Below are 14,712 nucleotides of genomic sequence, written 5' to 3'. Positions count from 1 at the left end.
ATTAAGCCAATAAAATGTTTATTGGCTTAAACATTATAGGTTTAAAGTATGATTCTTCGAACAGAGAGGAAGGTATGACACTTCTTGCGAGAAACTTTATCGTCAGCGCCGCTCTTGCCTTTTCAGATTTGTTAAGTTTTACAATATCGCTTTATATAGCATTAGCTATTTTAACAACAAATCAGAGCGTTGATTTATATAGCTCTGCACAAATTGAAGAGTGGACAGTTTTACATTGGCTACTCGCTATCTGTTGCGTTGGGTGGTATTCAATTAGGTTACGACATTATTTTTATCGAAAAACATTTTGGTTTGAGCTTAAGGAAATATTAAGAACTTTAGTAATATTTGCTGTGATTGAAATTGCAGTTGTAGCATTTACAACTTGGTCAATATCACGTTATTTGTGGATACTGACTTGGTTGTTAATAATCATACTAGTACCAGTTTCACGTATGATTACTAAGCATATTTTAAATTTCTTTGGATTATGGCGAAGGCCAACATGGATTATAGGTAGTGGTTCTAATGCAAAAGAAGCTTACAAAGCAATAAATAGTGAAGGTAATCTTGGGCTTGAAATTGTAGGGTTTATCTCTACAGAAGCGCATGACACACTGGAGAGTAATATTGATGGTGTGCCAGTTATTATTAATGATCAAAACTGGCTAAGTACAATTGATAAAAAAACGCAGTTTATAGTTGCTGTTGAATCAGCACAAAGTGATATCAGAAATGCGTGGTTACGCAACTTTATGATTAAAGGATATCGATATGTTTCAGTAATACCAACCTTACGAGGAATGCCATTAGATAGCACTGATATGTCATTCATTTTTAGCCACGAAGTAATGATTTTCCGGGTACAGCAAAACTTAGCTAAATGGTCTTCACGAATAATCAAACGGCTTTTTGATGTTATTGGTGCAACGCTAATTATAGTAATAATATCACCACTTCTGCTGTATATCAGTAAAAAAGTTAAGCAAGACGGAGGGGCGGCAATTTATGGACATGAAAGAATTGGTAAAGATGGTAAGCCATTTAAATGTCTGAAGTTTCGCTCTATGGTCACAAACTCTAAAGAGGTTTTAGAAGAATTGTTGGCTAATAATCCTGATGCAAAAGCAGAATGGGATGAAACATTTAAATTGAAGAATGATCCTCGTATTACAAAAATAGGTCATTTTTTGCGAAAAACAAGTTTAGATGAATTACCTCAATTATTTAATGTTCTCAAAGGAGAAATGAGTTTAGTTGGGCCTCGTCCTATAATTACAGCTGAATTGGAAAGATATAATGAAGAGGTCGATTATTATTTATTAAGCAAACCGGGTATGACAGGATTGTGGCAAGTTAGTGGTAGAAGTGACGTTGATTATGAAACAAGGGTCTATCTGGATGCTTGGTATGTAAAGAATTGGTCAATGTGGAACGATATTGCAATTCTCTTTAAAACAATTGGTGTAGTTATAAAAAAAGATGGCGCATATTAATGTTTTAAGGAGTGCTACCATGAAAATAATTATCGTCAACTCATTATATTATCCTTATAAGTTTGGTGGGGCGGAAGTTTCTGTGCAGTTACTTGCAGAAGGTTTAGTCGCCAGAGGCATTACAGTTAAGGTAATAACTTTAAATAATAAAAAGGAAATAGAACGTTTCAATCATAACGGAGTGGAGGTGGTATCCTTCCCTCTCCGTAACATTTATTGGCCGTTTGATAAAACAAATCATACTAAGATAAAAAAAGCGATTTGGCATGTAAGAGATTATTTAAAAAATCCTATCGTTGAAATGGTTCATAAAGAAATCTCAAATGACAACCCAGATATTATTCATACAAATAACCTTGCTGGTTTTTCAGTTGGTATCTGGGATATAGCTGAAGATATTAAATCTCCATTGATCCATACAACGCGTGATTATTACTTATTCCATCCTAACTCTACACTTTTTAAAAATGGAGCGAATATGGACATAAATAATAGCTTCGTTAAGTCATACTCATGGTATAAAAAGAAGAAGAGCCAAAAAATAGATGCAATGATTGGCATCAGTAAATACATTAGTGATTTACATAAGAAAAATGGTTTTGCGGGTAAAGCAACGCATACACATATATATAATCCAATAGAAAAAGTAAATATTAGAAAAAAAGCTTGCAATAAGCTAACTATCGGCTTTTTGGGCAGATTGACAACCGAAAAAGGATTTGATGTCTTTATTGAGTATGCAGTCAAGTATAAAAATAATTTTAACTTTATTGCAGCAGGCGATTTTGCATCTACTAGTAATTCTGATGTTTTGAGGAAGGATGCAATTAATTGTGGCATTGTGTTAAAAGGATTTATAGCTATTGATGAACTTTTTTCTGAAGTGGATGTGCTTCTCCTTCCTACAAAATGGAACGAACCTTTCGGTCGTGTTGTTGCAGAAGCCGCTGTTAGTGGGATTCCAGTGTTCGCCAATTTAACAGGCGGAATTAGAGAGATATCCGAAAAATTCCCATGGGTTAAAGATATCAGAGATTTTAATGCAGAAAGTATTAATTTATTATTTAAAGGTACCGTTCATGAAGTGTCAAATCCATTTGATAAAAGCAAAATAACTGATGAATATTTAAGCCTTTATAATAAGGTATTAAAAGAACAATAAGTATATTTTTAAAGATGGAGGATAAATGCGTAGAATATTAATGGATATGAGATGGGAAGGGACTGGTGGAATAGGGACTTTTGCAAAGGAAATCAATAGAATTAATCGTTATGAGACGCCAGGTTTTTCTGGCAAGCCTTATTCACCTTTTGATCCTATAAAAACAGCGCTTAGGTTAATAAAGAAAAAAAACAGTGTTGTTTTCTTCCCTGGATTTTTACCACCTCTTTTTTCATTAGAACCATACGTATTTACTATACATGATTTAAACCATTTAGATCGCCAAGATAACTCAAGTTTTTTTAAAAAAGCTTTTTATAATTTCATCATTAAGCGCGGTTGTTCAAAATCGAAATTCATTTTTACTGTTTCAGAATTCTCTAAATCAAGAATAGTACAGTGGTCAGGGCAAGATCCATCAAAAATAATCAACGTTGGTAACGGTGTTGCTGAATGCTTTACACCGGAAGGTGAGAAGAAAAATTTTGGGTTTAAATACTTGCTGTGCGTGAGTAATCGGAAAACACATAAAAATGAATATAATACTATTTTAGCGTTCAAGAAGTCCGGGTTATATAATGAATATAAACTGGTGTTTACTGGATCTCCAAATGAAACTATTTCAGATTTTATAGAACATCATGGCTTGACGGAATCCGTCCATTTCACTGGGTATTTAAAGGATGATGAACTACCGCTTTTATACAGAGGAGCAGCAGCTTTAGTATTTGTTTCTTTTTATGAAGGGTTTGGATTACCAGTGATAGAAGCCATGGCAAGTGGTATCCCAGTGGTAACGTCAAGAACAACTTCTTTGGGTGAGGTGGCCGGTGATGCTGCGTTATTGGTTGACCCAGAAAATATAAATGAAATTGCGGATGCTATAAATCAGATTATTTTAGATAATAATTGTCGGCAGCAACTTGTAAATAAAGGATTAATGCAGGCAAGAAAGTTTACGTGGGAAGAAGTTGCACGAAAAGTTGATAATCATCTCCGACGTATTAAATAATTTAAAAAAAACATATACTTAATCATAGTATTCTTTACTAATTGTAAAACATACAATGGCAATATTAGACGCACATGTCGTAATTGATGTATGTTTTATTATACTTATGATGTATATTTCTGGTTAAAATGATATGAAGCGACCCTTCATTATCAATGTATTGAGGTTATTCATGAGCAAGGATTTAAATGTTGGAATTGTCGCGGATTGGCTTGTGACTTATGCGGGCTCAGAGAAAGTAATAAAAGAGTTTATAGAATTATATCCTAACGCTAGCTTATATTCAGTAGTTGATTATTTATCAGAAAGCGATCGACAATTATTTAATGGTAAAAGGGCAACCACAACGTTTATACAGAATATGCCTTTTGCCAAGAAAAAATATCAAAAATATCTACCGTTAATGCCATTAGCAATTGAACAACTTGATGTCTCCAAACATGACATAGTTTTGTCCAGCAGTCATGCTGTTTCCAAAGGAGTTTTGACGGGGCCTGATCAACTCCATATTAGCTATGTTCATTCTCCTATACGATATGCTTGGGATTTACAACATCAGTATTTGAAAGAGGCTGGAATGGATTCTGGAGTTAAAGGATTATTAGCAAAATGGCTATTGCATAAAATTAGGATATGGGATCATCGTACTTCCAATGGAGTTGATCATTTTATTGCAAACTCCAAATTTATTGCGCGAAGAATAAAAAAAGTTTATGGACGGGAAGCTGATGTAATATATCCACCTGTTGATGTGGAGCGCTTTTCATTATGTGAGTGCAAAGATGATTATTATTTTACAGCCTCTAGAATGGTTCCCTATAAGCGAATGGATCTTATTGTCGAAGCCTTTAGCCATATGCCTGATAAAAAGCTAGTTGTTATTGGTGATGGTTCTGAAATGGATAAAATTAAGTCTAAAGCTACAAAAAATATTGAAATTTTAGGATATCAGCCTAATTCAGTAATGCAAGAACATATGAGGCAAGCGAAAGCTTTTGTTTTCGCTGCTGAAGAAGATTTTGGCATTACCCCTGTAGAGGCTCAAGCCTGTGGAACTCCAGTTATTGCCTTTGGTAAAGGTGGGGCACTTGAAACGGTCAAAAGTAATGTAACAGGGATACTTTTTGAGAGACAAGAAATCTCGTCTATTATTGATGCTGTAAACAAATTTGAACTTAATCAAGATAGAATCTCATATATGGAATGTAGATTGAATGCTGAAAAATTTTCTGTGCCAAGATTCCAAAACGAAATCTCAGCTTACGTCTCTGAAAAATACAAGTTATTTGAAGATTCCAGAAATAAATAATTTATGCTTTATATAGAGATAGTATTATGAATGAGGCAATAAAAGCTATTGAATACGAAACCATTAACACTAGAAACTATACATCCGTAAAATTACTTATATTCATTATCGCACTTTCTTGTCAATTAACAGACATTACGATCGGCCCTGTAAAGTTTTGGGAGCTTCTGGCAATAATTTTTTTTCCATTCTTTATAAGGCGTGTTGAGAAAAAAATGCTATGGTTTTTACTTGCATTTACTATTCTTCTTTTGCTATCAATATTCAAAGGTATGATTAGTTCAATTCATTATGAGTACTTCTCTACCTTGAAAAGCAAGTATAGTATTTCTCTGGTGCGTTACGTAGAACTTATATTATGCTTAATAGTAGCGTTAATACCATTCAATTTGATAAAAAATAAAAGATTAGACTTTGATTATATTGTTAAAAAATTTCTCACTTATAATGTATTTCTCACGATCGTTATACTCCTTCTTTATGCCATTGATATTGTCTTGAAAACTTCACTGGTATCGTATGGTAGTACTTTTAGATTGAGAGGGTTTTACGTCGAAGGTGGCCCATATGGGCTTTACATAGCAACTTTGATTTTTCTCGAACTAACATTTTATAAAAGAAAAATAATTACAACTTTCTTTCTTATTGCACTATTATTAACGCAGTCTAAAGCTGGCTTTGTTGCCTTCTTTGTTTTTTTATTTTTTATACTTTTCCAAAACAATAGATTTTTAAGTGGCTTTTTGAATCCCAAGAATATATTTCGTTTTTTTATGACGATTTTAATAGTAGTTTTAATTGGGGTTGGTGCCACTTATAAGATTGCTAACAATTATTATCAAGATATACAGAATATTGATGAAGAAATTAAGGGCAGAGAAAATGATTCATCATTAGTAATGGGTAGGATTGCTGCCACGGATATTGGTCCAAGAATTTTACAGGATAATCCATTTTTAGGTGTGGGATTAGGTGCATATTCCTTAGTTCGTAATAATGTGAATTATCGTGGCTCTTTTCCTGTCGTGACAGGATGGGATCTAACTGGATTGGGAGGCTTTTTTAATCTTTTAGTCGAAAATGGTGTAATCGGTTTATTGATATTTATTTTTGCAATAAAAAAATATTTTAAGTTGGACAAAATAGGAATATATTTCCTTCTGCTTTTTTGTGTGCCTTTTATTTTCGGTGCTCAGCTTTATATGATTTATCCTTGGTTGTATTTAGGGTTGTATTATGCTTTTAAGAAGAGTAGTTAAGCTGGTAAAGAAAATGATTTTATCGATTAATATCGAGAGGGGAAAATGGGCATATCAAGACGACAACTTTTTAACTTTATAGCCCCGCTAGGTACTTTATCTTTTTTGATGCCTGGCACATCGAGGGCTAAAATAGATAACGGCGCAACTCTCTCAAATGAAAAAGATTTAAAAATTAGTAAAACTTATCTAGCTAACCGTGTTTCTGTATCGCCGATTGATTTTGGTGCAGTGTCAAATAATGCTGATATAGATCACACAGAAATTATTTTGAGGGTAATTAAATTTGCGGAACAAAATAATAAAGCTGTTGATTTGAGAGGTGGGCCATGGAGGATTACTCGTGCACTAGATTTTACAAATATTAAACAGATTATTGTTGACTGGACAGGACGACTAATAGTAAATCCTAATTCATTTAAAGACGAAAACGGTTATGTTGTATATATTGGTGTACCAGGCAGTAATGTCAAAAATGGCCGAGCGATATATACCTCTATAGTTGGAGTATTATTAATTATCTCCGAAAACCGTGAAACTACCCTTAATGGTGTATTCATTAAGGGTAACTTTTTGACTATAGATAGCATCAGAACAATTAATTTTAACGGTACTGGAATTCATATTTCTGCGACGTGGGACTCAACAATCCAAAGTATTTCGGCTGAACGTTGTGGAAATGTTAAGAATTTTCAACTACGCATAGAGCCGGGTGGTGATACTTCGAATTGTTTATTTATTGGAAGGATACAGAGCGAAAGGGCCTACCATAAATGTTTAGAAATTAAGTGCATACGTTCAGTTATTAATACAATCCACGCCGAGAGAACCTTAATTCAGACAGACGATGATGGCACGAAGCCCTTAATCTCAGGTTTAAAGTATGTAAATGTCTCTATTCAAATTGGAAACTCAACAATTAATCAGATGATATATGACAATGTTTCCGATAAAGTTGCCACGAGACAGGTTTTTAGTTCTGTAGTAATAAATCTTGATCAATCCTCGATGAGAGATGGTCAATTTAACACCAGTCATGTTGTATCTAATTTCGGTCGTAATTCAGCATTTGAAAATTTTGCTGTATATCAATTTTTCTCTGGTAAAGGAGTTAGAGATTCTAGTTTTAGTAATTTTAAAGTAAAAAAATCTTTTTTGGCTAAATCAAATATAAGAATTATTGGTGGCAACATTAAAAATTTATCTTTAGCGAAAGATGCTGAAAATATTTTATTGAATGGTTGCAATATTTCCTCTGTATTATTAGGGGAAAAGATGACCAATATTTTTTTTGCAAATTGCACATTTGCCAAATCAGCCGAGATCAGCGATTCGCCTACTGCAAACTATGATCATTTAAATCTATCTAACCCAGTCATTTTCTCAGACTGTACTTTCAAAGGTCTAGTATCTGGTGTTGATATCACTCCTTTAAGTATCAGAGGTGGTAATATTAGAGAGGTCAATTTAAAGAGTAATTCACGCGTTTATTTTGAAAACGTTTCGATTGGCAGTTTTAGTTATATAGGTAGACCTTTATTTACCACAAGAAATTGTTACATTGAAAAATTGGTTTCATGGTCGCAGCCTTCAAATGATGTTTATCAGCGGGGCATGACCACTGAAATTTCCACTGATGAAGGGATAACTCAATATATCTATAAAAGTCCACAAGTAGGCTGGGTTAAAATTGAATGAATTTAAGATTATAAAAATAATAAACTTGCTAAATATTTTTTTAAAAATTACTTCAGAATACATGTTTTCTCATTTTTCTTTCAGTACTTGGGGTAAATTTCTTTCACTTCTTAAAACGATTTCTATCATTGAGTTAAATATTTATGAGCTTAAAAGAGAAGACTGTTAGAGGCGCAAAATGGTCTGCTATTACGACAATTGCAAGTATCGCTATATCATTTCTCCAAATAACTTTGTTAGCCCATATTCTTGCGCCACACCAATTTGGTATACTCACTATATCATTGCTGATTATTATGGTTGCAGATACAATTTCTGATTTCGGAATATCTAATTCAATAATACAGAAAAAAGAAATATCGAATTCAGAGTTAACAACCTTATATTGGATAAACGTCTCATTAGGTATTTTTGTATTTGTTGTTGTTTTCTTATTTAGTAGACAGATCTCTTTGCTATTTAATCAACCTGATGTCAAAGAATTGATTCAAACACTTGCTTTTGCATTTTTAATCATTCCGCATGGACAGCAGTTTAGAGCGCTTATGCAAAAGGAGCTTGATTTTACGAAAGTGGGGATCATAGAAACTTTGTCTTTGATCATTGGCTTTACTGTGACTTTAACTTCAGCTTATGTATACCCATTCGCGATAACGGCGATATGGGGATACCTCTGTATGTCATTATCTCGTACTCTTATGTTTTCTATTGTTGGTAGAAAAATATACAAGCCATCCTTCAGCTTTAAATTAAAAGGGATATCGTCTAATCTAAAATTTGGTGCTTTTTTAACAGCAGATGCGTTGATTAATCAACTTAATTCAAATATTGCTACTATCGTTCTATCGCGTTCTCTGGGAGCTATAATTGCAGGGGGATATAATCTTGCTAGTAATGTAGCTGTAGTGCCACCGTCTCGCCTTAATCCAATACTGACAAGAGTTCTTTTTCCAGCATTTTCAAAAATACAAAATGATAATGAAAAATTAAAAACTAATTTTTATAAACTTTTGTCATTTGTCGGTTTGATTAACTTTCCGGCTTTGTTGGGATTGTTAGTTGTTTCCAATAATTTTGTCCTTACTCTATTCGGTGAAAAATGGATATTCATTACACCCATTTTACAAGTTTTATGTGTCGTTGGGCTTTTACGCTCTATTGGAAATCCTATTGGTGCTTTGCTGATGGCAAAAGCTCGAGTTGATGTTAGTTTTAAATTTAACGTATTTAAATTCTTTCTTTTTATTCCTATGATTTGGTTAGGCGCAAAAATTGGAGGGGGAACTGGTGCCGCGTTAGGTTTTTTGTTGGTGCAAGTGATAAACACCTGCTTAAGTTATTTTATACTTATTAAGCCGGTTTTAGGAAGTAGTTATCGTGAATACATCATGAGTATACTTCTTCCCTTAAAAATGACGTTGCCTACTATGCTAGCTGCATGGTTGGCAGGATTATTTAGTTTATCCGGTTCTCCGCTAATAACATTAGTTATACAAATTCTTGTTGGTATAGTGACATTTAGTATGACATTGATTTTCAGCAATAATCAATTTGTTTCCGAAATGAAGTGTTATATTGTTAAAAACCCTAAAGTTAGAAAATTTATTAGAGCGTAAATAATATGCATCCTATGATTGCTTTGAAGAAGAAATTAGACGTTATAGAGAAAGTTGTTCCATCAGGGAGTCGTGTTATTTATTTAGATATCCCATTACATCTCAATGTCGGAGATTTGTTAATTTATAAAGGTACTGAACAGTTTTTTAGAGAAAAGAAATATCAAGTATTGGCTAGACGTACTGATAAAGGTAGTTTAAAATACGTCCAGTCTTTAAGGAGCCTACCAGAAGATGTTATTATACTTCTGCATGGAGGTGGAAATTTTGGGGATTTATATCCAAAACATCAAATTTTACGTGAAGAAGTAGTCAAGGCGTTTCCAAATAATAAAATCGTTTATCTGCCTCAGACGGTACATTTTAAAGATCAGCAAGCTTTGAACGATTCAGCAAAAATAATACGTAAACATAAAAATTTGACTATCTTTTGTCGTGATCTTAACAGCGAAAAATTACTTAAAGAGAAGTTTTGCGATAATGTTATTATGTGTCCAGACATGGCTCACTCATTATGGCAAATTTTCCCTAGGCAAAATAAGACTCAAGTTGCTCGCGATACGCTATGGATGTTACGGAAAGATATTGAGAAAACCGATCTATCAGGCCTTAGTGATGCTCCTGAATCTTCTATGTATGAGGATTGGGAAGATATTTGCTCGAATAAGGATCGTTTTATAATGAGAGCTCTTGTCAAAGCTGAACGCATAAATAATATCGCTGGAAGATACATTATCCCTACGTCCCAGCTCTGGGGGAATTATACTGATCAGCTTGTAAAACGTGTCAATGAATACTTCCTTTCTCATAAGGTTGTCGTTACTTCAAGGATGCATGGCCATATTTTATGTTGCCTTCTTGATATGCCAACTAAACTTCTCGATAATTCCTATGGGAAAAACTCTACATATTACGATGCTTGGACGCATACCGTTCCTAATTGCGAGTTAGTTAAAGTATGAACAGCATCAATATTCCCACTGTTTCGGTCATCATCCCCGTATACAATGTAAAGGATTATGTTTTACAAGCAATTGACTCTGTTATAAATCAAAAGGTTAAACCCTTTGAAGTTATTATCGTTGATGACGGCTCTACTGATGGTTCTGGCGATATCATTGACGCTAATTATGGCCAAATCCCTTTTGTAAAAATTATTCATACAATTAATCAGGGGTTGGGACAAGCACGTAATGAAGGCACAATGTTGGCATCCGGCGAGTTTATCTATTATTTCGATTCAGATGATTTATTAATGCCGGATCTAATAAGCGATTTCATTAAAATCTATAAAGAAAATCCATGCATCGATGTATTTGCATTTTCTGCTGAATCATTTTCTGATGAAAGTACATCAGATGCAAACATTCAAAAAGATAAACTGCCTGTGTATGAACGTACAATCGAAGGCGTATATGATACTGGTTGTAATGCTTTTGTAAAACTATCTCAAAATGGAACTTTTTTTCCTAATGCTTGGCTTTACATTTTCAAAAAAAGCCTTCAAAGCGATAATAATTTATTCTTTAAAAGAATTATTCACGAGGATGAGGAATTTACTCCCCGTTTATTTCTTAAGGCTTCCTTAACAGTTATAACTAATAAGAAGTATTTCAAGCGACGAGTGCGAGCAGGCTCTATAATGCAAACTTCTCGTTCAGAGAAAAATATCATAGGTTATCTTGAGAGTATAAATACTTTGGTGGAACTAAAAAATAATTCAACCGGGTTATGTGAAAAATATCTTAATGTAAGAATTAGACAGAATATTGTACATATTTTTTCAATATTAAAGCAATCTAATATCACTTTAAGCCAATCTACTAATGAGTCACTTGCCAAAGTTCTTAAAGGAAACACTGATCCGTTAGTATTTATAGCTAAGTATAACGTTTTTATTTATAAAGTCGCTAAATACTTCTTAAAAAGAATTGGATTCATTGTATAAAGTCAAACGTTACGATATATAATTGTTGAAACCTTACAATTGTTCATTATGTTATCCCTATTAATGAGTAACACAATTTCAACCTATGCTCTTCAATCATTTTGCGCTAACATATTCATCACATTTAAGCTGCGAACAGTCGCAGTGACCACACCTGACAGGAGTATGTAATGTCCAAGCAACAGATCGGGGTTGTCGGTATGGCAGTGATGGGGCGTAACCTTGCGCTCAACATCGAGAGCCGTGGTTATACCGTCTCCGTTTTCAACCGCTCCCGTGAAAAGACCGAAGAAGTTATTGCCGAGAATCCCGGCAAGAAGCTGGTCCCACATTATACAGTGCAAGAGTTTGTTGAATCACTCGAGACTCCGCGCCGTATCCTGTTAATGGTGAAGGCGGGTGCAGGCACTGACAGTGCCATCGACTCTCTGAAGCCTTACCTGGATAAGGGTGACATCATCATTGATGGTGGTAATACCTTTTTCCAGGATACGATTCGTCGTAATCGCGAACTTTCTGCAGAAGGCTTTAACTTCATTGGTACCGGTGTGTCCGGCGGTGAAGAGGGCGCGCTTAAAGGTCCTTCTATCATGCCTGGTGGTCAGAAAGAAGCTTATGAACTGGTTGCGCCAATTCTCAAGCAGATTGCCGCTGTTGCAGAAGACGGTGAGCCGTGCGTAACCTATATCGGTGCGGATGGTGCTGGTCATTATGTCAAAATGGTTCACAACGGTATTGAATACGGCGATATGCAGCTGATCGCTGAAGCCTACGCTTTACTGAAAGGTGGCCTGGCGCTTTCTAATGAAGAGCTTGCGCAAACTTTCACTGAGTGGAATGAAGGTGAGCTGAGCAGCTATCTGATTGACATCACCAAAGACATCTTCACCAAAAAGGATGAAGAGGGTAAATACCTGGTTGACGTGATCCTTGATGAAGCAGCAAACAAAGGTACCGGTAAATGGACCAGCCAGAGTTCTCTGGATCTGGGCGAACCGCTATCGCTTATCACTGAGTCAGTCTTTGCTCGCTATATCTCCTCCCTGAAAGACCAGCGTGTTGCTGCTTCTAAAGTTCTTACCGGGCCGCAAGCGAAGACTGCGGGTGATAAAGCAGAGTTCATTGAGAAAGTTCGTCGCGCTCTCTATCTGGGCAAAATCGTCTCTTACGCTCAAGGTTTCTCCCAGCTCCGTGCTGCGTCTGATGAATACCACTGGGATCTGAACTACGGCGAGATTGCTAAAATCTTCCGTGCAGGCTGCATCATCCGTGCTCAGTTCCTGCAAAAGATCACTGATGCCTATGAGCAGAATGCGGGTATTGCTAACCTGCTGCTGGCGCCTTACTTCAAGCAGATCGCCGATGATTATCAGCAAGCGCTGCGCGATGTGGTTGCCTACGCTGTGCAGAATGGTATTCCGGTTCCAACCTTCTCTGCGGCTATTGCCTACTACGATAGCTATCGTTCCGCTGTACTGCCTGCTAACCTGATTCAGGCTCAGCGTGATTATTTCGGCGCGCATACATATAAGCGTACTGATAAAGAAGGCGTATTCCATACTGAATGGCTTGATTAATTCGTGATAAAACAGCCTGGCAAGAGCCAGGTTGTTTTTTAATGGGGTAACACGGAATCTAATTTCAGTTTTTATTAGAAAATATAAGATTTATATTCCATCCTAAATTTTTTAATCTTTCTTCTTTTGCAATTTTGTCAAAATTTGCAAAAGAAGAAGTCATTACTTCCATCACGTCACATTTAATATTTCATATTTATTAAGGATTTTATCATGTTACTTCCTGTGATTATGGCGGGTGGCACCGGTAGCCGCCTGTGGCCAATGTCCCGTGAACTCTACCCCAAACAGTTTCTCCGACTGTACGGGCAGAACTCCATGTTGCAGGAAACCATCTCGCGCCTCTCCGGCCTGGATATTCATGAACCCACGGTTATCTGCAATGAGGAGCATCGCTTTCTGGTTGCTGAACAGCTAAGACAGCTCAACAAGCTGTCGAAGAATATCATTCTTGAGCCGGTGGGCCGCAACACCGCCCCGGCCATCGCCCTCGCGGCGCTGCAGGCCACGCAGAATGGCGATGACCCGCTGATGCTTGTCCTGGCAGCGGACCACATTATCAATAATCAGCAGGTCTTCCACGACGCCATCCGCGTTGCTGAGCAGTATGCGCATGCTGACCATCTGGTCACCTTCGGTATCGTTCCGAACACCCCTGAAACCGGCTACGGCTATATCCAGCGCGGCGATGCGCTGGGGGAAGGGGAGCATACGCCTTATCAGGTCGCCCGCTTTGTCGAGAAGCCTGACCTGGAGCGTGCGCAAGCCTATCTGGCCTCCGGGGAGTATTACTGGAACAGCGGTATGTTCATGTTCCGGGCGAAAAAGTATCTCTCCGAGCTGGCAAAATTCCGCCCGGATATTCTCGAAGTCTGCACGGCTGCGGTCAATGCGGCCGATAGCGGCAGCGACTTTATCAGCATCCCGCATGAGGTGTTCAGCACCTGTCCCGACGAATCCGTTGACTATGCGGTAATGGAAAAGACCGCCGATGCGGTGGTGGTGGGGCTGGACGCGGACTGGAGCGACGTCGGCTCATGGTCAGCCCTGTGGGATGTCAGCCCGAAAGATGAGCTTGGCAATGTGCTGACCGGCGATGCCTGGGTGCACAATAGCCAGAACTGCTACATCAACAGCGACGAAAAGTTGGTGGCGGCTATCGGCGTTGAGGACCTTGTGATCGTCAGTACAAAGGATGCGGTGCTGGTGATGAATAAAAACCGCGCTCAGGACGTGAAAAAGGTCGTGGAGTACTTGAAGGCCAACCAGCGCAGCGAATACAAACGACACCGCGAAATCTACCGTCCGTGGGGTCGCAGCGACGTGGTGGTCCAGACGCCGCGCTTCAATGTTAACCGTATCACCGTCAAGCCGGGCGGGGCGTTCTCCATGCAGATGCATCACCACCGCGCCGAGCACTGGGTGATCCTCGCAGGGACGGGGCAGATAACGGTCAACGGTAAGCAGTTCCTGCTGACTGAAAATCAGTCTACCTTTATTCCCATTGGCGCCGAACACTGTCTGGAGAACCCGGGACGTATCCCGCTGGAAGTGCTGGAGATCCAGTCCGGCTCCTATCTGGGCGAAGACGACATTATCCGTATTAAAGACCAGTATGGTCGTTGCTAATTTGTA

11 protein-coding genes are annotated in these 14,712 nt (G+C 37.3%); all 11 read left to right on the top strand.

All coding sequences use genetic code 11. The features are described from left to right. The first annotated feature begins 74 nt into the window (after positions 1-74). Entirely contained in the window at positions 75-1,496 is a 1,422-nt protein-coding gene (gene wbaP, locus KOSB73_RS20735; RefSeq protein WP_049087585.1) for an undecaprenyl-phosphate galactose phosphotransferase WbaP, read from the top strand. A 19-nt stretch (positions 1,497-1,515) separates the two neighbouring features. Continuing rightward, positions 1,516-2,658, top strand: a complete 1,143-nt coding sequence (locus KOSB73_RS20730; protein ID WP_098140920.1) for a glycosyltransferase — start codon at positions 1,516-1,518, stop codon at positions 2,656-2,658. A 25-nt stretch (positions 2,659-2,683) separates the two neighbouring features. Further along, a complete protein-coding gene (locus KOSB73_RS20725) occupies positions 2,684-3,670 on the top strand; it encodes a glycosyltransferase family 4 protein (protein WP_023321287.1) in 987 nt (328 codons plus the stop codon). A 172-nt stretch (positions 3,671-3,842) separates the two neighbouring features. Continuing rightward, positions 3,843-4,979: a glycosyltransferase family 4 protein gene (locus KOSB73_RS20720; RefSeq protein ID WP_049087584.1), complete on the top strand. Its 1,137-nt coding sequence runs from the start codon at positions 3,843-3,845 to the stop codon at positions 4,977-4,979. A 26-nt stretch (positions 4,980-5,005) separates the two neighbouring features. Further along, positions 5,006-6,238, top strand: coding sequence for an O-antigen ligase family protein (locus KOSB73_RS20715; protein ID WP_049087576.1), 1,233 nt, complete (start codon positions 5,006-5,008; stop codon positions 6,236-6,238). A 45-nt stretch (positions 6,239-6,283) separates the two neighbouring features. Continuing rightward, positions 6,284-7,936, top strand: a complete 1,653-nt coding sequence (locus KOSB73_RS30715; protein ID WP_133116575.1) for a hypothetical protein — start codon at positions 6,284-6,286, stop codon at positions 7,934-7,936. A 143-nt stretch (positions 7,937-8,079) separates the two neighbouring features. Continuing rightward, positions 8,080-9,552, top strand: a complete 1,473-nt coding sequence (locus KOSB73_RS20710) for an MOP flippase family protein (RefSeq protein ID WP_098140918.1) — start codon at positions 8,080-8,082, stop codon at positions 9,550-9,552. A 14-nt stretch (positions 9,553-9,566) separates the two neighbouring features. Continuing rightward, positions 9,567-10,514 (top strand): polysaccharide pyruvyl transferase family protein, encoded by a 948-nt coding sequence (locus KOSB73_RS20705; protein ID WP_049087574.1) that lies wholly within the window; start codon positions 9,567-9,569, stop codon positions 10,512-10,514. Next, positions 10,511-11,500 carry a glycosyltransferase family 2 protein gene (locus KOSB73_RS20700; protein WP_098140916.1) on the top strand — a complete coding sequence of 330 codons (990 nt, stop codon included), beginning with the start codon at positions 10,511-10,513 and terminating at the stop codon, positions 11,498-11,500. Before KOSB73_RS20705 ends, KOSB73_RS20700 begins: the two co-directional genes overlap by 4 nt. 170 nt (positions 11,501-11,670) lie before the next feature. Beyond that, positions 11,671-13,077 (top strand): NADP-dependent phosphogluconate dehydrogenase, encoded by a 1,407-nt coding sequence (gene gndA / locus KOSB73_RS20695; RefSeq protein ID WP_023321280.1) that lies wholly within the window; start codon positions 11,671-11,673, stop codon positions 13,075-13,077. A gap of 213 nt (positions 13,078-13,290) precedes the next feature. Further along, a complete protein-coding gene (locus KOSB73_RS20690; RefSeq protein ID WP_049087573.1) occupies positions 13,291-14,706 on the top strand; it encodes a mannose-1-phosphate guanylyltransferase/mannose-6-phosphate isomerase in 1,416 nt (471 codons plus the stop codon). The last annotated feature ends 6 nt before the right edge of the window (positions 14,707-14,712 follow it).

The sequence above is a fragment of the Klebsiella grimontii genome, assembly GCF_900200035.1.
GTDB classification, from domain to species: domain Bacteria; phylum Pseudomonadota; class Gammaproteobacteria; order Enterobacterales; family Enterobacteriaceae; genus Klebsiella; species Klebsiella grimontii.
Note: the sequence above shows the minus strand (reverse complement) of the source record. Positions and strands in the feature narration are given on the sequence as shown.